Raw genomic sequence first — 20,257 nt, forward strand, 5'->3', positions numbered from 1 at the left:
TGCCAGGCTTATTCCTGTGGAGTTATATATGAGCGATAAAATTATTCACCTGACTGACGATAGTTTTGACACGGATGTACTCAAAGCGGACGGGCTTGTGCTCGTTGATTTCTGGGCAGAGTGGTGTGGACCGTGTAAAATGATCGCCCCGATTCTGGATGAAGTCGCTGATGAGTACGAAGGCAAGCTGACCATTGCGAAGCTGAACATTGACCAGAATCCAGGTACTGCGCCGAAATACGGCATCCGTGGTATCCCGACCCTGCTGTTGTTTAAAAACGGCGAAGTGGCAGCAACCAAAGTTGGTGCCTTGTCTAAAGGCCAACTGAAAGAGTTCCTGGACGCCAACCTGGCGTAACCCCAGACTCTGCCGGCGTGCCAGCAGTCCTAATTTTTTTGGATCGCTGGACGCCCGGCTTCAGCCGTGCTAATTTAGTTTTGACTTCGTTTTGAACATACCTTTAGTTGTTTGAATCTAGCATTACCCCGATACTTCCCGCAGAGCAACACCATCGCGTGAGAAGTCGACAGATTCCGGGCTTATCACTTATTCCGTCTTATCGTTTCAGTTCTGCGTACTTTCCTGTGACCAGGCACCGATCAGACATAAGTTGATGGCCGTTAACAGGCATGGATGACCCTGCCATACCATTCACAACATTAAGTTCGAGATCTACCCCGAGTTTAAGAACCCACACCATTATGAATCTTACCGAATTAAAGAATACGCCGGTTTCTGAGCTGATCACTCTCGGCGAAAATATGGGGCTGGAAAACCTGGCCCGTATGCGCAAACAGGACATCATTTTCGCCATCCTGAAGCAGCACGCGAAGAGTGGCGAAGATATCTTTGGCGATGGCGTGCTGGAGATTCTGCAGGATGGATTTGGTTTCCTCCGCTCCGCAGACAGCTCCTACCTCGCCGGCCCTGACGACATCTACGTATCCCCCAGCCAAATCCGCCGTTTCAACCTCCGCACTGGTGACACCATTTCAGGTAAGATTCGCCCGCCTAAAGAAGGTGAACGTTACTTTGCATTGCTGAAAGTTAACGAGGTGAACTTCGATAAGCCGGAAAACGCGCGCAATAAGATTCTGTTCGAAAACTTAACGCCGCTGCACGCGAACTCTCGTCTGCGTATGGAACGTGGTAATGGCTCGACGGAAGACTTAACCGCACGCGTACTGGATCTGGCGTCGCCGATCGGTCGTGGTCAGCGTGGTCTGATTGTTGCACCGCCAAAAGCCGGTAAAACCATGCTGCTGCAGAACATCGCGCAGAGCATTGCTTACAATCATCCAGACTGTGTGCTGATGGTGCTGTTGATTGACGAACGCCCGGAAGAAGTGACCGAAATGCAACGTCTGGTTAAAGGTGAAGTGGTTGCTTCTACCTTTGACGAACCGGCTTCCCGCCACGTGCAGGTTGCAGAAATGGTTATCGAGAAGGCCAAGCGCCTGGTCGAGCACAAGAAAGACGTTATCATTCTGCTGGACTCCATCACTCGCCTGGCACGCGCTTACAACACCGTTGTTCCGGCTTCCGGCAAGGTGTTGACCGGTGGTGTCGACGCGAACGCCCTGCATCGCCCGAAACGCTTCTTCGGTGCCGCGCGTAACGTGGAAGAGGGCGGCAGCCTGACCATTATTGCGACCGCGCTGATTGATACCGGTTCGAAAATGGACGAAGTGATTTACGAAGAGTTTAAAGGCACCGGTAACATGGAACTGCACCTCTCGCGTAAAATTGCTGAAAAACGTGTCTTCCCGGCGATTGATTACAACCGTTCCGGTACGCGTAAAGAAGAGCTGCTCACTACGCAGGAAGAGCTGCAGAAAATGTGGATCCTGCGCAAAATCATTCACCCGATGGGTGAGATCGACGCGATGGAGTTCCTCATTAACAAGCTGGCAATGACGAAGACGAATGATGAGTTCTTCGACATGATGAAGCGCTCTTAATATAAATAAACCTCGGAAACGCCACGTTTTTACGTGGCGTTTTTTATTTGCGAGCTATACGCTATATGCACCGGGACAGGCTCTGTCCAACGCTGGCCGCTCAAGAGTGATAGATAAATCTGTTGAATATCTCGTTCGGTTGAAAAACAGACAATAAAGCTTGTAAACGACCTGCTTTCTCATTTTATGGGGCATGGCAACGTCGTTATACTGCCAGGATTAACATTCGCTGAGAGCATCCACTGTGAATTTACTCACTGCGTTTACTGAATTATTCAGTATTTTCTTGTTCACAACCGTCTTTTTGTTTGTTGCTCGTAAAATGGCAAGACATGTCGGACTGGTGGACAAACCCAACTATCGTAAACGGCATCAGGGATTGATCCCTCTTGTTGGGGGAATCTCAGTATTCGCAGGGGTCTGCTTTACGTTTGGTATCACGGATTATTACATCCCCCATGCAGCCCTCTACCTCTGTTGTGCCGGTGTTTTGGTTTTTATAGGCGCGCTGGACGATCGATTCGATATTAGTGTAAAAATTCGTGCTGCTGTCCAGGCGACTATTGCTGTAGTGATGATGGCAGTCGGTAAGCTTTATCTCAGCAGCCTCGGCTATATTTTTGGTTCATGGGAGATGGTGCTGGGGCCTTTTGGCTACTTACTTACTCTGTTTGCTGTCTGGGCGGCAATTAACGCGTTCAATATGGTTGACGGCATTGATGGTCTGTTAGGCGGGCTTTCCTGCGTCTCTTTTGCTGCTATCGGCGCGATTTTATTGTTAGATGGGCAGTTTAGCCTCGCAATGTGGTGCTTTGCCATGATTGCGGCTATTTTGCCTTATATCCTGTTGAATCTGGGCGTGTTGGGGCGACGTTACAAAGTCTTTATGGGAGATGCGGGCAGTACGTTGATTGGTTTTACGATCATCTGGATTTTACTGCAAACGACGCAAGGCCCTATCCACTCAATTAGCCCGGTAACCGCGTTATGGATCATTGCCATTCCGCTGATGGATATGGTAGCGATAATGTTCCGTCGACTACGTAAAGGAATGAGCCCATTTTCACCAGATCGCCAGCATATTCATCATCTGATCATGCGCGCAGGGTTTACTTCCCGTCAGGCCTTCGTGCTGATAACTCTCGCGGCTTCCCTTTTGGCCAGTATTGGTGTCGTCACGGAGTATCTTCGTTTTATTCCTGAATGGGTGATGTTGGCATTATTTTTGCTATGCTTCTTTTTGTATGGCTACTGTATTAAGCGCGCATGGAAAGTGGCGCGCTTTATCAAGCGAGTTAAACGCAGAATACGCCGTAATAGCGTTTCTAAATCAACACTAACCAAGTAAATCCGGGAAAGCGATGATTCAACCAGCGTCAGGAACACCTTCAACGGGTACGGAAAACGAACTGGATATCCGGGGTTTATTCCGTACTTTGTGGGCAGGAAAATTATGGATCGCGGGAATAGCACTGCTGTTTGCTTTGCTCGCCTTAGTCTGGACTTTCTTTGCGACCCAGGAATGGGGAGCCACCGCAGTTACCGACCGCCCCACCGTCAATATGCTGGGAGGTTATTACTCCCAACAACAGTTCCTGCGTAACCTGGACGACAAAGCTAACCAGACACCAACCGATCAGGTATCGGTAATGGATGAGGCGTACAAAGAGTTTATTATGCAACTCGCCTCGTGGGATACGCGCCGCGATTTCTGGTCACAAACGGATTACTACAAACAGCGCCTGGTGGGTAACAGCAAAGCGGATGCGGCGACGCTCGACGAACTCATCAATAACATCCAGTACACGCCAGGAGATGTTGTCCGCAACCTTAACGACAACGTTAAGTTAATTGCTGAAACCGCGCCGGATGCCAACAACTTGCTGCGTCAGTATGTCGCGTTTGCCAGCCAGCGTGCCGCCAGCCATCTTAATGATGAGCTGAAAGGTGCCTGGGCCGCGCGTACCATTCAGATGAAAGCGCAGGTGAAACGTCAGGAAGAAGTGGCAAAGGCTATTTATAACCGCCGTCTGCATAATGTCCAGCAAGCGCTAAAAATCGCCGAACAGCACAATATCTCTCGTAACGAAACAGAGGTTCCACCGGACGAATTGCCGGATTCAGAACTGTTTATGCTGGGTCGCCCAATGCTGCAAGCGCGGCTGGAAAACCTGCAAGCGGTAGGGCCGCAGTTCGATCTGGACTATGATCAAAACCGGGCAATGCTGAATACGCTTAACGTCGGTCCGACACTTGATCCCCGTTTTCAGACATATCGTTATTTGCGTACGCCAGAAGAACCGGTAAAACGCGACAGCCCGCGTCGTGCTTTCCTGATGATCATGTGGGGAATTGTCGGTGCGCTAATCGGGTCGGGTATTGCATTAACGCGCCGCCGTTCGAACTAAACGCCGTCCGAGATGAAGGCATGATGCCTTCATCCTCTAATCGAAGAGAATCGTTGTGAAAGTACTTACCGTATTTGGCACGAGGCCAGAAGCCATCAAAATGGCTCCGCTGGTACATGCGCTGGCAAAGGATCCAGACTTTGAAGCAAGAGTTTGCGTCACTGCGCAGCATCGGGAGATGCTTGATCAGGTGTTAACGCTCTTCTCGATTGTTCCGGATTACGATCTAAACATTATGCGGCCAGGGCAAGGGCTTACGGAGATTACCTGCGGCATTCTTGAAGGATTAAAGCCAATCCTTGAGTCCTTCCGCCCCGATGTGGTGCTGGTGCATGGCGACACGACAACGACGATTGCGGCGAGCCTTGCCGCATTTTATCAGCGTATTCCTGTCGGGCATGTTGAAGCGGGCCTGCGTACTGGCGATCTCTCTTCGCCATGGCCAGAAGAGGCAAACCGTACATTGACCGGCCACCTGGCGATGTATCATTTTGCGCCGACGGAAAACTCCCGCCGCAATTTACGCCGTGAGAATGTTGCGGATAACCGCATTTTTGTTACCGGCAACACCGTTATTGATGCGCTTTTCTGGGTGCGCGACAGCGTGATGAACAACCCTTCGCGCTACGAGGCGCTGGCGGCGCGTTATCCGTTCCTTAATAGAGATAAAAAACTCATTCTTGTCACCGGACATCGCCGCGAGAGTTTTGGTCGTGGTTTTGAACAAATTTGCCATGCGCTGGCGGATATTGCCGCGCAACATGATGATGTGCAAATTGTCTATCCGGTCCATCTGAACCCCAATGTCAGCGAGCCAGTAAACCGAATTCTTGGTCACGTCGAGAACGTTACCCTGATAGAACCCCAGGATTACCTGCCGTTTTTGTGGTTGATGAATCATGCCTGGCTGATCCTGACGGATTCGGGTGGCATACAGGAAGAAGCGCCTTCGCTCGGCAAGCCGGTGCTGGTGATGCGTGATACCACCGAACGCCCGGAAGCCGTCGATGCGGGCACGGTTAAACTGGTTGGCACGGATCGCCAGCGCATTGTGGAAGAGGTCTCGCGCCTGCTTCATGACAACGATGCCTGGCAGGCGATGAGCCGCGCGCACAACCCTTATGGTGACGGGCTGGCCTGTGGCCGCATTTTGCACGCACTTAAAAATAATCAGGTAACACTATGAGCTTTAAAACCATTTCCGTTATTGGCCTGGGCTATATTGGTCTGCCTACCGCAGCAGCGTTTGCGTCACGGCAGAAGCAGGTTGTTGGTGTCGATATCAACGCCCATGCGGTGGAAACCATTAACCGTGGCGAAATCCATATCGTCGAGCCGGAACTGGGAAATGTAGTGAAATCGGCGGTAAACGGCGGTTATCTTCGCGCGAGCACCACACCTGTCGTCGCAGATGCTTACTTGATCGCCGTGCCAACGCCGTTTAAAGGCGAGCACGAGCCGGATATGGCCTATGTTGAGGCGGCGGCTAAATCCATCGCGCCAGTGCTCGGCAAAGGCGCGTTAGTGATCCTTGAGTCGACCTCACCGGTAGGGGCAACAGAACAGATGGCGCAGTGGCTTGCCGAAGCGCGCCCGGATCTCACTTTCCCGCAGCAGGCGGGTGAAAACGCCGACATTAATATCGCCTACTGCCCGGAGCGCGTGCTGCCGGGGCAAGTGATGGTTGAGCTGATTAAAAATGACCGCGTGATTGGCGGGATGACGCCGGTTTGTTCGGCGCGTGCCAGCGAGCTGTACAAAATTTTCCTTGAAGGCGAATGCGTGGTGACCAACTCGCGCACCGCTGAAATGTGCAAACTTACCGAAAACAGTTTCCGCGATGTCAACATTGCGTTTGCCAACGAACTGTCGCTGATTTGCGCCGATCAGGGGATCAACGTTTGGGAGTTGATTCGCCTGGCGAACCGCCATCCGCGCGTCAATATTCTCCAGCCGGGTCCGGGCGTTGGCGGACACTGTATCGCCGTTGATCCGTGGTTTATTGTCGCGCAAAATCCGCAGCAGTCTCGGCTTATCCGCACCGCGCGTGAAGTTAACGACTTTAAGCCGCACTGGGTGTTGAATCAGGTTAAAGCGATGGTTGCTGATTGTCTGACGACCAGCGGTAAGCGCGCCAGTGAAATCAAAATCGCCTGTTTCGGGCTGGCCTTTAAGCCCAATATTGATGATTTGCGTGAAAGCCCGGCAATGGAAATTGCCCTCGATATCGCACAGTGGCACAGCGGTGAAACGCTGGTGGTGGAACCGAATATTCATCAACTGCCGGCTAAATTCGCCGGACACGCCACGCTGGTAAATACCCATGATGCGCTGGCGCAGGCTGATGTGCTGGTGATGCTGGTTGATCATAACGAGTTTAAAGCGGTGGAGAGCACCAGCATTGGCCAGCAGTTCGTTGTTGATACCAAAGGTGTCTGGCGCTAAGCGAGCGTGCATAAAGGAAACAGCATGAATATTCACGGTACGGTAGAAGAGCTGACCTGGGAAAGTCGCTTTTTTAGTTTGCGTAGCGCGATTGTTCGCCTGCAACCCTCTGCTCCTGCGCTGACCCGCGCGGATTTCGCTAACTGGGAGCGTGTGCAGGTGAAACTGCCGGCATCGCAGCCCGGGATGCTGGATGCGTTGCAGCAGCTCGGTTTTCAACTGGTTGAAGGCGAGATCGACCTCTCGCTGGTGGTAGAGGAACAGGGCGTCGATCCGGCGGCTGAAGTGGCAACACTTGCGGATATCCCTGTGCTACGCCAGATGGCAGCCGAAATCTTTGTGCAGAGCCGGTTCCGCGCACCCTGGTATCCAGCAGAGGCGAGCGGGCGTTTTTATGCGCAATGGATTGAAAACGCGGTAAAAGGCGAGTTTGACCATCAATGCCTGGTTTTCCGTAATGTGCATGGCGCTATCGCGGGCTTTGTCTCGCTGCGCCAGCTCAACGAACAGGAAGCCCGTATTGGTCTGCTGGCCGGGCGCGGTATGGGCGAAAAATTAATGCAGGCGGCGTGCCACTGGGCGCGCCAGCGCGAGCTAAAACGTGTGCGGGTAGCGACTCAGCTTGGGAACACTGCCGCACTTAAACGCTATATTCAGAGCGGGGCGAATATTGAAAGCACCGCCTTGTGGCTATACAGGTGACTCTATGATCCCCTTTAACGCTCCACCAGTGGTGGGAACGGAACTCGACTACATGCAGTCGGCGATGGGTAGCGGTAAGTTGTGCGGCGATGGCGGTTTTACCCGCCGCTGTCAGCAGTGGATGGAGCAGCGTTTTCACAGCGCGAAAGTCTTGCTGACGCCTTCCTGCACTGCCTCGCTGGAGATGGCCGCGCTGCTGCTGGATATCCAGCCTGGCGATGAAGTGATCATGCCGAGCTACACCTTCGTTTCGACCGCCAATGCGTTTGTACTACGCGGTGCGAAAATCGTCTTTGTTGATATCCGCCCGGATACCATGAACATTGATGAAACGCTGATCGAAGCCGCCATCACCGAAAATACTCGCGCCATTGTGCCGGTGCATTATGCGGGTGTCGCCTGCGAAATGGATACCATTATGGCGATTGCTAAACACCATAATTTGTATGTGGTGGAAGATGCCGCACAGGGCGTGATGTCGACCTATAAAGGGCGGGCGCTGGGTACCATCGGCCATATTGGTTGCTTTAGTTTCCATGAAACCAAAAACTACACCGCCGGCGGCGAAGGCGGTGCGACGCTGATTAACGATCGCGCGCTGGTAGAGCGGGCAGAGGTTATTCGTGAGAAAGGCACTAACCGCAGCCAGTTTTTCCGTGGGCAGGTGGATAAATACACCTGGCGGGATATCGGTTCCAGCTATCTGATGGCGGATCTCCAGGCGGCCTATTTATGGGCGCAACTGGAAGCGGCAGAACGCATCAACCAGCAGCGCCTGGCGCTGTGGCAAACCTATTACGACGCGTTAAAACCGCTGGCGCGCGCGGGTCGCATTGAGCTGCCCTCGATCCCTGCGGAGTGCAGCCATAATGCGCATATGTTTTATATCAAGCTGCGCGATGAAGCCGACCGCAGTGCGCTGATTGCCTTCCTGAAAGAAGCGGAAATCCTCGCGGTGTTCCACTATATCCCGCTGCATGCTTCACCAGCCGGTGAAAAATTCGGCGAATTCCACGGGGAAGATCGTTACACCACACAAGAAAGTGAGCGTTTGCTTCGTCTGCCGCTGTTCTACAACCTGGCACCGGTTAATCAGCGCACCGTTATCAACACGCTTCTGAGCTACTTCAACTGACATGTCGCTGGCAAAAGCATCGATATGGACGGCCGCCAGCACGCTGGTCAAGATTGGCGCGGGCTTGCTGGTGGTCAAATTGCTTGCGGTGGCGTTTGGCCCGTCAGGTGTCGGGCAGGCGGGGAATTTCCGCCAGCTTATCACCGTGCTGGGTGTACTGGCAGGCGCCGGGATTTTTAACGGCGTAACGAAATTTGTCGCGCAATACCATGACGATCCTGCCCGTTTGCGCGTTGCTGTGGGCACGTCGTCCGCGATGGTGCTGGGCTTTTCGACGCTGCTGGCGCTGATTTTCCTGCTGGCGGCAGCACCCATCAGCCAGGGGTTATTCGGGCATAAAGATTATCAGGGGCTGGTGCGTCTGGTGGCGCTGGTGCAGATGGGCATTGCATGGGCCAACCTGCTGCTGGCGGTAATGAAAGGGTTTCGCGACGCAGCAAGTAACGCACTCTCTCTGATTATCGGTAGCGTGATCGGCGTACTGGCGTGGTTTCTCTGCTTCAAAATGGGCGGCTATCAGGGCGCGTTGCTGGGAATGGCGCTGGTTCCGGCGCTGGTGGTTATCCCGGCAATGTTCATGCTGATGCGGCGTGGCAGTGTTCCGCTGGCGTACTTTGCGCCGAAATGGGACAACGGATTAGCGGGGCAGTTAAGCAAATTTACGCTAATGGCGCTGATCACCTCGGCGACCATGCCGCTCGCTTACGTGATGATGCGAAACCAACTGGCAGAACATTACAGCTGGGATGACGTGGGGATCTGGCAAGGGGTCTGCAGTATCTCCGATGCTTATCTGCAATTTATCACCGCCTCGTTCAGCGTTTATCTGTTGCCAACATTGTCCAGATTGACCACAAAAGCAGAGATCTCGCGTGAAATCGTTAAATCGCTGCGTTTTGTGTTACCGGCGGTAGCGGCAGTAAGCCTTTGCGTCTGGTTGCTACGCGATGTGGCGATTTGGCTGCTGTTTTCTGACAAATTCACGGCGATGCGCGATCTGTTCGCCTGGCAGCTGGTCGGGGATGTATTGAAAGTGGGCGCTTACGTATTTGGTTATTTGGTGATCGCCAAAGCGTCGCTGCGCTTTTATATTCTGGCGGAAGTGAGCCAGTTCGCGCTGTTAACACTCTTTTCGCGCGTGCTTATCCCGGCGCATGGCGCTATCGGCGCGGCGCAGGCCTATATGGCGACCTACATTTGTTATTTTGCCGCTTGTTGCGGCGCTTTTTTGATTTGGCGTAAAAAGGCATGACTGCATTGATTCACGTACTGGGATCGGATATCCCACACCATAACCAGACTGTTCTGCGGTTTTTTAACGAAAACCTTGCGGCTTCGGGCGCGTATGCCCGTGAATTTATGGTTGTTGGCTGCGACGAAGGGCAACGCGCGGCGTATCCGGAATTAACGCTGCACTTCTATGCCGATAAAAACGCGCTGGCAAAGGCCGTTGTCGCGCGCGCAAAAGCCGATCGCCAGCAACGCTTTTTCTTTCACGGTCAGTTCAACTTCGGCCTGTGGCTGGCGTTATTGCGCGGTGCTATCAAGCGCGAACAGTTCTACTGGCATGCCTGGGGTGCCGATCTGTATGAAGTGTCGCGTAGCCTCAAATTCCGTCTTTTTTATCCGCTGCGCCGTTTAGCGCAACGCCGGGTGGGCTGCATTTTTGCTACCCGTGGCGATCTGGCCTGGTTCGGGCAACGTAACCCTGGCGTGCGCGGCGAGCTGCTCTATTTCCCAACGCGTATGGATCCGGCGCTGAATACCATGGCGCACGAACTGCAACGGGAAGGCAAACTGACGATTCTGGTGGGTAACTCCGGCGACCCGAGCAACGAGCACATTGCTGCATTGCGAGCGATTCACCGCCAGTTTGGCGACACGGTTAATATCATTGTCCCGATGGGGTATCCGGCGAATAACGACAGCTATATCACCGCGGTCCGCAACGCCGGTCTGGCGCTATTTAGCGCAGATAACTTGCGTATTCTGAGCGAAAAAATGGACTTTGACGCCTATCTGGCACTGCTGGCGCAATGCGATTTAGGTTACTTTATTTTCGCCCGTCAGCAGGGGATTGGCACGCTCTGCTTACTGATTCAGGCTGGTGTTCCCTGCGTACTGAACCGGGAGAATCCGTTCTGGCGCGATATGGTGGCAGAAGATATTCCGGTGTTGTTTACCAGCGATGCGCTAAGCGAAGCGGTGATCCGCGAAGCACGGCGGCAGCTGGTGGCAGTGGATAAGCATGCCATTACGTTCTTTAGCCCGAATTACATTACGCTTTGGCATAAAACGCTGCGTATGGCTGCGGGGATCGTCGGATGAGCCCACTTGAGTTTTGCGGACTGTTTATCATCTGGCTGCTGGCGACGCTGTTTATCGCCACGCTGACCTGGTTTGAATTCCGCCGTGTGCGGTTTAATTTTAACGTTTTCTTTTCGCTGCTGTTTCTGCTGACCTTTTTCTTTGGTTTTCCGCTGACCTGCGTGCTGGTGTTCCGTTTTAACGTCGCCGTGGCACCGCCGGGAATTATGATGCAGTCATTGCTGGCGGCTGCATGTTTCTATGGCATCTATTACGTGACGTACAAAACGCGGTTGCGGGCGAAAGCCGAACAGGTGACACGTCGCCCTCTGTTCACTATTAACCGGGTGGAAGCGCATCTGACATGGGTGGTGCTGATGATCATCGCGCTGGTGAGCGTGGGGATCTTCTTTATGCACAACGGCTTCCTGTTATTCCGCTTGCACTCCTATAGTCAGATCTTCTCCAGCGAAGTGTCCGGCGTCGCGTTAAAACGTTTCTTCTACTTCTTTATTCCGGCGATGCTGGTGGTCTACTTCCTGCGTCAGAGTGTGCAGGCGTGGCTGTTCTTTCTGGTCAGCACCGTAGCGTTTGGCCTGCTGACCTACATGATTGTTGGCGGGACGCGCGCCAATATCATTATCGCGTTCGCGATTTTCCTGTTTATCGGCATTATTCGCGGCTGGATTTCGCTCTGGATGCTGGCGGCAGCGGGCGTGCTGGGGATTGTCGGTATGTTCTGGCTGGCGCTGAAACGCTATGGCTTAAATGTCAGCGGCGACGAGGCGTTTTACACCTTTTTATACCTGACGCGCGACACCTTCTCGCCGTGGGAAAACTTGTCGCTGCTGTTGCAAAACTACGACAAGATTGATTTTCAGGGGCTGGCGCCGATTGTGCGCGACTTCTACGTGTTTATCCCTTCCTGGTTATGGCCTTCGCGGCCTGGTATTGTGCTCAACACGGCGAACTACTTCACCTGGGAAGTGCTAAACAATCACTCCGGGCTGGCAATTTCGCCCACGCTGATTGGTTCGTTAGTGGTGATGGGCGGCGCGTGGTTTATCCCGCTGGGTGCGGTGGTGGTAGGCCTGATCATTAAATGGTTCGACTGGTTATATACTTTAGGAAACCGGGAAACCAACCGTTATAAGGCCGCGATTCTTCATAGTTTCTGCTTTGGCGCTATTTTCAACATGATTGTGCTGGCGCGCGAAGGGCTGGATGCGTTTGCCTCGCGGGTGGTGTTCTTCCTTGCTATTTTCGGCTTCTGCCTGCTGATGGCGAAACTGCTGTACTGGCTGTTTGACAGTGCAGGACTTATACATCGTCGCGATACGCGCGTAGTAAAACCCATCTCCCAGGTGTGAAAAGGATTTAACATGACGGATAAGACGGCAGCGCCGCTGTATGACCTGCGCGGTCTGAAACTGGTTGGCTGGCGTGATATGCAACACGCGCTGGATTTTCTCTGTGCTGACGGGCAAATCAGGCAGGGCATGCTGGTGGCGATCAACGCCGAGAAAATGTTGACGCTGGAGGATGACGCGCAAGTTCGCGCGTTGATTGAGGCGGCGGAATATAAATACGCCGATGGCATCAGCGTCGTACGATCGCTGCGCAAGAAATTCCCGCAGGCGCAGGTTTCTCGCGTTGCGGGGGCCGATCTCTGGGAACAACTGATGGCACGGGCAGGAAAAACGGGCACACCGGTGTTTCTGGTCGGTGGCAAACCTGAAGTGCTGGCACAAACAGAGCAGAAACTGCGTGCGCAATGGCAGGTGAATATTGTGGGAAGCCAGGACGGCTACTTTGGTCCGGCGCAGCGACAAGCGCTGTTTGAGCGGATCCGCGATAGCGGGGCGAAAATCGTCACCGTCGCAATGGGCTCGCCAAAACAGGAGATTTTTATGCGCGACTGCCGTGCTGTCTGGCCGGATGCGCTGTATATGGGCGTGGGTGGCACTTACGATGTCTTTACCGGCCATGTGAAGCGCGCGCCGAAACTCTGGCAGAAATCAGGGCTGGAGTGGCTGTATCGCTTATTGTCGCAACCGACGCGGCTGAAACGCCAGTTACGCTTGCTGCGTTATCTGCGCTGGCACTACAGCGGAAAACTCTGACTCTCCCCCGGCGGCGTAATGCGCTGCCTTTTTCCTTCCTGTTGCTGTTTTATTGTGCATTACACCTGTTTTTTTTATACATCGTTTGCCATTTTCCTCATTTTAAGAAACCATTCGCTCACTCATTGCAGTGCCGTGGTGTTTTTTGCGCCAACCATTTCCGGGTCGGTGCAGCATGGCCTGTTATGAGCTGAGGAAAAACTCATAACAATAACCCGCAGAGCGGGCAAAGAAAGAAGCAAACACAACAGAGGATTTATGGCCGAAAACAAACCAGAGCTTCAGCGTGGTCTGGAGTCTCGTCACATCGAATTAATTGCCCTCGGGGGCACCATAGGCGTAGGCCTGTTTATGGGGGCTGCCAGTACGCTGAAATGGGCAGGCCCGTCGGTATTGCTGGCGTATATTATCGCCGGGATTTTCGTCTTCTTTATTATGCGCTCGATGGGCGAGATGCTGTTTCTGGAGCCGGTCGCCGGGTCTTTCGCGGTTTATGCGCATCGCTATATGAGCCCGTTTTTTGGCTATCTCACCGCCTGGTCCTATTGGTTTATGTGGATGGCGGTTGGCATCTCGGAAATCACCGCGATTGGCGTGTATGTCCAGTTCTGGTTCCCGGATCTTGCGCAGTGGATACCCGCGCTGATTGCGGTGGGGCTGGTCGCCCTGGCCAACCTGGCTGCAGTGCGTTTGTATGGTGAAATTGAATTCTGGTTTGCGATGATCAAAGTCACCACCATTATCGTGATGATTGTCGTGGGCCTGGGCGTGATTTTCTTCGGCTTTGGTAATGGTGGTCACTCTATCGGTTTTGGCAACCTGACCGCACATGGCGGTTTCTTTGCCGGCGGCTGGAAGGGCTTTTTAACCGCGCTCTGTATCGTTGTGGCCTCATACCAGGGTGTCGAGTTGATTGGTATCACCGCAGGTGAAGCGAAAAACCCGCAAGTAACGCTGCGTAGCGCGGTCAGCAAGGTGCTGTGGCGCATTCTGATTTTCTATGTGGGTGCCATTTTTGTCATTGTTACCATCTTCCCGTGGAATGAAATTGGCACCAATGGCAGCCCGTTTGTGCTGACCTTTGCCAAAATCGGTATCACTGCGGCGGCAGGTATCATTAACTTTGTTGTGCTGACGGCGGCGCTGTCCGGTTGTAACAGCGGTATGTATAGCTGTGGTCGTATGCTTTATGCGCTGGCGAAGAACCGCCAGTTGCCGGCGGTGGTGGCGAAAGTGTCCAAAAGCGGCGTTCCGGCGATGGGTGTGACCATTTCCATTATTATTCTGCTGGTCGGCTCCTGCCTGAATTACGTGATTCCGAACCCACAGCGGGTGTTTGTTTACGTATACAGCGCCAGCGTGTTGCCAGGCATGGTGCCGTGGTTCGTGATTTTGATTAGTCAGTTGCGTTTCCGTAAAGCCCATAAAGAAGCGATTGCCAGCCATCCGTTCCGCTCGATGCTGTTCCCGTGGGCAAACTGGTTAACCATGGCATTTCTGATTTGCGTGCTGGTGGGGATGGGCTTCAACGATGACACGCGTATGTCGCTGTTTGTCGGCATTATCTTCCTCGCTGCGGTAACGGTGGCGTATAAGGTATTTGGCTTCCATCGGCATGCTGTTACGCAACGGGTGGGTGAATAAGAGGCAAAATGCGCAAAGCATAACCAAACGCGCATTTTCTTTAAAAAAAGCACTAGACAGCCGCGCCCGAAGTCCGTACTATCCACCCCCGCAACGGCGCTACGCGCCCGTAGCTCAGCTGGATAGAGCGCTGCCCTCCGGAGGCAGAGGTCTCAGGTTCGAATCCTGTCGGGCGCGCCATTTAAACCCGGCGCTTGAGCTGCGGTGGTTCGTGAAATATCACGATACCGCGTGAACAGATTTACAGTGGTGGCTATAGCTCAGTTGGTAGAGCCCTGGATTGTGATTCCAGTTGTCGTGGGTTCGAGTCCCATTAGCCACCCCATTATTTTGCAGTACAAGTTTCGTGGAATGCGAAGGTGGCGGAATTGGTAGACGCGCTAGCTTCAGGTGTTAGTGTCCTTAGGATGTGGGGGTTCGAGTCCCCCCCCTCGCACCACAACTTAGATTGAACAAAAAATTCAAAAAGCAGTAAAACGGCGAGTAGCGCAGCTTGGTAGCGCAACTGGTTTGGGACCAGTGGGTCGGAGGTTCGAATCCTCTCTCGCCGACCAATTTTGAACCCCGCGTAAGCGGGGTTTTTTGTTTTTGACTTTCTGCCACTTCTTCTGCATTGCTCGTCTTTCCATCCGCCTGTGTTGCTCCTGGGCGACAATCTGCATCTGGCGTGTCGCTTAACGGTGACATGTAATCCTATGATTTTAAATAGCTATAGTAATTAGTCTGCTATTTGTCGCTATGCAGCGACACTTTAGCTTTAAGGAAAGACGGTTAAACCGTGGTGGCGGGGCAAGAAACGCTGAATTTACTGATATTTTAAAAGTTTGCGCGCTGTAACATTAGTTAATGCAGTTATGGCACGGTATGTGCAATAATATACGGGTAGATGCTCATTCCATCTCTTATGTTCGCCTTCAGGCTTCATAAACTCAGGAATGATGCAGAGCCGTTTACGGTGCTTATCGTCCACAGACAGATGTCGCTTCGGCCTCATCAAACACCATGGACATAACGTTGAGTGAAGCACCCATTTAGTTGTCAAAGACCTGTTTTAACGCCTGCCTGAGTATTCCGGCAGGCGTTTTTTTATGGCGTAACACTCCATGTTTCGGGTTGCAGGCGCGTTGGCTTTCCTGCAACTCGAATCAGAGTGTTAGTGAGGCGGGTTATTTTGCAGCGTCAGTAACAAACCGTCACGGCGCATGGTGGCGGCTTCTTCCGGTTGATGCAGGCGATCGAGACAGTCGGCGAGCCAGGCATAATCAAACGCGTCCGCACGCTGTTTCAGCGCGGCGCGAAACGCAAGACAAGCTTCCTGCCATTCACCGTGCTTCATCAACGATTGCCCCAGCGTACTCCACAGCAGCGGGCGATCGCCCTGCGTTTTGATTTGCTGGCGCAGGACTTTTTCGATCTGCTCCGGGTTATTAGTTTTCAGACGAGGGATGACCAGTACCAGGCGATCGTCATATTGGCGCTTCAGACCATCAAGCACGATTTCTTGCGCAGTATCGTGATCGTCACACTCAATTAAATGGTCAGCCATGGCTACCTGCAATACCACCTGCTGGCGGGTTTTGCGGCTCTGGTTTTTCCACCAGGTTTTCAGCCCCTCGCTGCCCTGATCGGCACGCGCTTGATCCATCATGCCGATCCACGCCTGCTGCTGCAGAAGATCGCGGTGTTCATCGTCGCCAACGTTGGCTTTTGCCATCGACGGGATGATATCCACCAGCGACGTCCATGCGCCGGTACGAATGTAAGCCTGCTCCGCCAGACGCAGTACTTCGGGGTGGCGGGGAGTGATTTCCAGTAGCTTATCCACGCCATGACGCGCGGCATGGTTTTCGTTACGCGCCAGTTGCAGGCGCACACGGGTGATTTCTACCGGGATCGGATCGTTTTCCGCCAGCTCTGCGGCGCGTTCCAGATGCTGGTTCGCACGTACTTCATCGCCGCGCTGCTGCGCCGCTTCTGCTGCCAGCAGGTAGTTAACCACCGGTTGCTCAGCGTGATCGGCATTCTTCGACATCAGCTTTTCAACCTGCTGATAATCGCCTTCCGCCAGTTTCAGCAGCGCCTGCTCAGTCTGTTTACGGGCGCGACGGCGCTTACGGCCGACGAACCAGCCACGCGTATGCGAGCCGGTACGGAAAATGCGGCGCAGCACCCACTCGAGAGCGAAGATAACCACCAACGCCAGCACCAGAATAATGACCAGCCCGGTAACGCTGGTTTCAATGTTGTAGTTATCGGTCTGGATCAGCACGTACCCCTGGTGCCCGGCAAGCATAGGGCCAAGCACGATCCCGGCGATCAACAGTGCAAAGAGCAATAACACTTTTAACATGGTTACTCTCCTTGCGCTGTAGGGGCTGCAGGCGCGGCAGGTGCAGGTGGCTGTTCAGCAGGAGCGGCTGGCGCTGGCTGAGCCATCAGATTGCGTACGCGCGTCTGCATCAGTTTTTCCAGAATCGGCTGGCTTTGCAGTGATTCCGGCAAATCCATGGCGATGGTTTGCTGGCTCAGCTTGTCCACTTCCTCAAGAAACGCTTTGGTCGCGGCGTCATCGGTATCGTAGTAGGCTCGCACCCAGGTGGAGACATTATCCAGCGCTTGCTTGTAAGTCTCTTCCTGGTGGCGCGGAACGGCCTGCGCGGCAACCAGCAGGCGCGAACGGATGTTCTCACGCAGATAGATATCCTGATTCGGCGCGAGCAGCGGTACGGCTGTTTCATCACGACGGCGAATGGTAATAAAGCTGTCCATAAAGTTCTGCCAGCTTTTTTGCAGGTTTACCCGCCATTCGCTGATCGAGCCAGACAGTTCACTGCTGTCGGCGTCCATCGGGGAGTCATCATCGTTATTGTCCGCCAGACGCAGGTTATCAATCTGGTTGGAAAGCTGATTTAACTTCAGAATGGCGCCGTCGTAATCCACCTGGGTGATGGCGGAAAGGCTGGCGATATCGTCCGTAATTGCGCGGCGGGCAGTGATAAGGCTCGGATCGTTCATATCCGCGAGGCTGGCATCGGCGCTTTTCAGCAGTGCCGCCGCGGTGGTGACATCCTGATCGCTCCACAGTTTGCGACCGGCCAGTTTCACCAGAAAATCAGCCTGAGCCAACTGCCAGGTTTTGGCGTCGGAACCGGAAATGGTCGCCACTTTCTGCTGCACTTCATTCAGCTCTTTTGCCAGCACGTCATTCTGGTGTTTGGCCGCTGCAAGCTCACTGGATTGCTGCTTGATTACGCCTTCCAGCTCCGCACGCTGCTTATCCTGCGATTGCTGTAGTGCAATCACCTGGTCGGCGAGTTCGCCATTGTTGTTGTTCAGGGTTGCGGTCTGCTGTTTCACCCAGCCATAAAGCCCTGCGCCAGATGCCAGTGCAATCGCGATGGCGATCGCGCTGAGTGCAAGGCTGGTCCTGTTAGCGCGTGCATTTTTCTCTGCTTTCTCCGGCGGCGGCGTTGCGCCGTCAGCCGCTTTGGTCTCTTCAACCTCAGCGGAGGAGTGTTGTTGTTCCGTCATTATGGCTTCCCATTATGAGAGTTATTGTAATGCGCGAAGCAGCGCATCGTTGTCGGCATTGTCAGCGACCTGAATATCCTGCCAGCCCAGATCCCGGGCGAGGTGCGCCAGACGTTCACTTACCACCACCAGGCGGCAGCGAAGTAACCAGTTCTCCCGATACCAGGGAGGAATAAGTGAATACAGTTGTTGCATCATTTCGCCGCTGGTGACCACAAGCGTGGTCACGCCGCGTGTGTGCCAGCGCATCGCTTCTTCCGCGCCGTCATAACATTTCGCGCTGCGTTGATAGCACTCGCAAAACTCAACGTCGGCGCCGCGCGCCGCCAGCGTTTCCGCCAGCACTTCGCGCCCGCCGTTACCTCGTAAGATTAGCGCATGCTTGCCCTGAACACTTTGTAATTCAGGTAATTGTAGCAACACTTCGCTGATTTCCCGATCGAGGGGATAGCGCACGTCAATCCCGCTAACGGTGTGCAGTGCCAGTGCGGTGGTGCGACCAATCGCGAAATAGTGCGGTTCGCGCGGAAAGCGCAGACCTTGTTGTTGCAGGTGCGCGTGAGCGAAAGAAACGGCATGTTGCGACAGCGCGAACACCATGTCGTCTGCGGTTAACGCGGCAAGCCGGGCGGGCAGCGAACTCAACTCGCGACCCGGCGTGAATTCGATCAGCGGAAAGCTCCAGGCCACCAGCCCCAGTGTGCGCAGTCGGCTCACTAATTCTTCCCCTGCGGGGGACGGGCGGGTGACCAGAATGCTCATGCGGGGGCGTCTCCGTTATAAATTTCGGCCAGAATGGCGCGTGCGCCATTATCGAGTAACTCTTCCGCCAGTGAGATACCAAGCTGCTCGGCATCCTCCAGACGGCCGCGACGTTCGCCGCGTACCATGATGGAACCGTCTGGCGCGCCGACCAGACCGCGCAGCCAGATCCCGCCATCAATCAATTCAGCATAGCTGCCAATTGGCACCTGGCAGCCGCCTTCAAGACGCGTATTCATGGCGCGTTCGGCTTTCACGCGAACGGCGGTGTCGTCGTGGTTGAGCGGCGCGAGCAGGGCGCGCGTACGCGTATCGTCCAGGCGACACTCAACACCTACCGCGCCCTGGCCGACAGCTGGTAGTGAGGTTTCCGGCGGCAGCGCAGCGCGAACGCGGGAACCCAGTCCAAGGCGATTAAGACCGGCAACCGCGAGAATAATCGCGTCATAGTCACCGTTGTCGAGCTTGCTAAGACGCGTGCCGACATTTCCGCGCAGGGAGCGGATCACCAGGTCCGGGCGATGCTCCGCTAACTGACACTGGCGGCGTAAGCTGGAGGTGCCGACAATGCTGCCAGCGGGTAATTCATCCAGCGAGTTATAGCGATTTGATACAAAAGCGTCGCGTGGATCGTCGCGCTCACAGATGGTCACCAGGCCAAGCCCTTGCGGGAAATCGACCGGTACATCTTTCATTGAATGCACGGCGATATCGGCACGGTTTTCAAGCAGTGCCAGTTCGAGTTCTTTGACAAACAGGCCTTTACCGCCCACTTTTGCCAGCGGTGTATCGAGGATCACGTCTCCGCGAGTGACCATCGGCACCAGTTCAACTGTTAGCCCAGGGTGGTTCGCCTCAAGGCGTTCCTTAACGTAATGTGCCTGCCAGAGCGCAAGAGGGCTTTGCCGTGTGGCAATTCTTAAAACATTGTCTAACATGCTTGTTACCGTCGTTATCGTCCGTTGACCATCCTAACATTGTTGCATTAGGGTGTCAGTGCTCGCGGTAGATTGCATGGGTGCGAGAAGGCGACACCTCTGCAATGCAGGCGCAACCGGGCTGTAATTGGGACTTTACAGAGAGCGTTTGCTGCTACACTGGTTTGTAGCGCATCTTTCTTTACGGTCAATCAGCAAGGTGTTAAATTGATCACGTTTTAGACCATTTTTTCGTCACTCCCCCTATAAAGATAAAGGGCGAAAAAAGGTGACGGTTATTTTGGATTTTCTGTAAACATC

Annotated in this window: 17 protein-coding genes and 4 tRNA genes; 17 read left to right on the top strand and 4 right to left on the bottom strand. The window is 53.8% G+C overall.

All coding sequences use genetic code 11. From position 1 onward, the window contains the following. The first annotated feature begins 28 nt into the window (after positions 1–28). From trxA to O3S68_RS23025, 17 genes are all read left to right on the top strand, one after another. Positions 29–358, top strand: coding sequence for a thioredoxin TrxA (trxA, locus tag O3S68_RS22945; protein WP_017459713.1), 330 nt, complete (start codon positions 29–31; stop codon positions 356–358). Positions 359–702: 344 nt separating this feature from the next. After that, positions 703–1,962 carry a transcription termination factor Rho gene (gene rho, locus O3S68_RS22950; protein WP_004386383.1) on the top strand — a complete coding sequence of 420 codons (1,260 nt, stop codon included), beginning with the start codon at positions 703–705 and terminating at the stop codon, positions 1,960–1,962. A 244-nt stretch (positions 1,963–2,206) separates the two neighbouring features. Further along, positions 2,207–3,310, top strand: coding sequence for a UDP-N-acetylglucosamine--undecaprenyl-phosphate N-acetylglucosaminephosphotransferase (gene wecA / locus O3S68_RS22955; RefSeq protein WP_020455998.1), 1,104 nt, complete (start codon positions 2,207–2,209; stop codon positions 3,308–3,310). Between the two features lie 13 nt (positions 3,311–3,323). Next, positions 3,324–4,370, top strand: coding sequence for an ECA polysaccharide chain length modulation protein (gene wzzE / locus O3S68_RS22960; protein WP_020455999.1), 1,047 nt, complete (start codon positions 3,324–3,326; stop codon positions 4,368–4,370). A gap of 55 nt (positions 4,371–4,425) precedes the next feature. Next, the gene (gene wecB / locus O3S68_RS22965) at positions 4,426–5,556 is read left to right on the top strand and encodes a non-hydrolyzing UDP-N-acetylglucosamine 2-epimerase (protein ID WP_269232611.1); all 1,131 of its coding nucleotides are present in this window, start codon (positions 4,426–4,428) and stop codon (positions 5,554–5,556) included. Further along, positions 5,553–6,815 (top strand): UDP-N-acetyl-D-mannosamine dehydrogenase, encoded by a 1,263-nt coding sequence (gene wecC / locus O3S68_RS22970; RefSeq protein ID WP_269232612.1) that lies wholly within the window; start codon positions 5,553–5,555, stop codon positions 6,813–6,815. The genes wecB and wecC overlap by 4 nt, the downstream gene beginning before the upstream one ends. Positions 6,816–6,839: 24 nt before the next feature. Continuing rightward, a complete protein-coding gene (rffC, locus tag O3S68_RS22975) occupies positions 6,840–7,517 on the top strand; it encodes a dTDP-4-amino-4,6-dideoxy-D-galactose acyltransferase (RefSeq protein WP_269232613.1) in 678 nt (225 codons plus the stop codon). Positions 7,518–7,521: 4 nt separating this feature from the next. Beyond that, entirely contained in the window at positions 7,522–8,652 is a 1,131-nt protein-coding gene (gene rffA, locus O3S68_RS22980; protein WP_044489541.1) for a dTDP-4-amino-4,6-dideoxygalactose transaminase, read from the top strand. Between the two features lies 1 nt (position 8,653). Then, positions 8,654–9,904 (top strand): lipid III flippase WzxE, encoded by a 1,251-nt coding sequence (wzxE, locus tag O3S68_RS22985; protein WP_269232614.1) that lies wholly within the window; start codon positions 8,654–8,656, stop codon positions 9,902–9,904. Beyond that, the gene (locus tag O3S68_RS22990; protein WP_269232615.1) at positions 9,901–10,980 is read left to right on the top strand and encodes a TDP-N-acetylfucosamine:lipid II N-acetylfucosaminyltransferase; all 1,080 of its coding nucleotides are present in this window, start codon (positions 9,901–9,903) and stop codon (positions 10,978–10,980) included. The genes wzxE and O3S68_RS22990 overlap by 4 nt, the downstream gene beginning before the upstream one ends. Then, positions 10,977–12,329, top strand: a complete 1,353-nt coding sequence (gene wzyE, locus O3S68_RS22995) for an ECA oligosaccharide polymerase (RefSeq protein WP_020456006.1) — start codon at positions 10,977–10,979, stop codon at positions 12,327–12,329. The genes O3S68_RS22990 and wzyE overlap by 4 nt, the downstream gene beginning before the upstream one ends. A 12-nt stretch (positions 12,330–12,341) precedes the next feature. Then, positions 12,342–13,082, top strand: coding sequence for a lipopolysaccharide N-acetylmannosaminouronosyltransferase (gene wecG / locus O3S68_RS23000; RefSeq protein ID WP_269232616.1), 741 nt, complete (start codon positions 12,342–12,344; stop codon positions 13,080–13,082). Between the two features lie 258 nt (positions 13,083–13,340). Continuing rightward, on the top strand, positions 13,341–14,726 hold the full coding sequence (gene thrP / locus O3S68_RS23005) for a bifunctional threonine/serine APC transporter ThrP (RefSeq protein WP_269232617.1): 1,386 nt from the start codon (positions 13,341–13,343) through the stop codon (positions 14,724–14,726). Between the two features lie 103 nt (positions 14,727–14,829). Then, positions 14,830–14,906, top strand: a tRNA-Arg gene (locus O3S68_RS23010). A gap of 69 nt (positions 14,907–14,975) precedes the next feature. Then, positions 14,976–15,051 (top strand) — tRNA-His (locus O3S68_RS23015). A 28-nt stretch (positions 15,052–15,079) separates the two neighbouring features. Further along, a tRNA-Leu gene (locus O3S68_RS23020) sits at positions 15,080–15,165 on the top strand. A gap of 38 nt (positions 15,166–15,203) precedes the next feature. Beyond that, a tRNA-Pro gene (locus O3S68_RS23025) sits at positions 15,204–15,280 on the top strand. Positions 15,281–15,879: 599 nt separating this feature from the next. Here O3S68_RS23025 and hemY read toward each other — a convergent pair. The 4 genes from hemY to hemC are packed head-to-tail and all read right to left on the bottom strand — an operon-like array spanning position 15,880 to position 19,957. Continuing rightward, positions 15,880–17,076, bottom strand: coding sequence for a protoheme IX biogenesis protein HemY (gene hemY / locus O3S68_RS23030; RefSeq protein WP_097407606.1), 1,197 nt, complete (start codon positions 17,074–17,076; stop codon positions 15,880–15,882). Positions 17,077–17,078: 2 nt separating this feature from the next. Next, positions 17,079–18,257 carry a uroporphyrinogen-III C-methyltransferase gene (gene hemX / locus O3S68_RS23035; protein WP_020456010.1) on the bottom strand — a complete coding sequence of 393 codons (1,179 nt, stop codon included), beginning with the start codon at positions 18,255–18,257 and terminating at the stop codon, positions 17,079–17,081. 21 nt (positions 18,258–18,278) lie between these two features. After that, entirely contained in the window at positions 18,279–19,019 is a 741-nt protein-coding gene (gene hemD / locus O3S68_RS23040) for a uroporphyrinogen-III synthase (protein WP_045512940.1), read from the bottom strand. Then, positions 19,016–19,957 carry a hydroxymethylbilane synthase gene (gene hemC, locus O3S68_RS23045; protein ID WP_020456012.1) on the bottom strand — a complete coding sequence of 314 codons (942 nt, stop codon included), beginning with the start codon at positions 19,955–19,957 and terminating at the stop codon, positions 19,016–19,018. The genes hemD and hemC overlap by 4 nt, the downstream gene beginning before the upstream one ends. Positions 19,958–20,257: the final 300 nt, after the last annotated feature.

Source organism: Kosakonia sp. SOY2, from assembly GCF_027109175.1.
In the GTDB taxonomy this organism is placed as follows: Bacteria; Pseudomonadota; Gammaproteobacteria; order Enterobacterales; family Enterobacteriaceae; genus Kosakonia.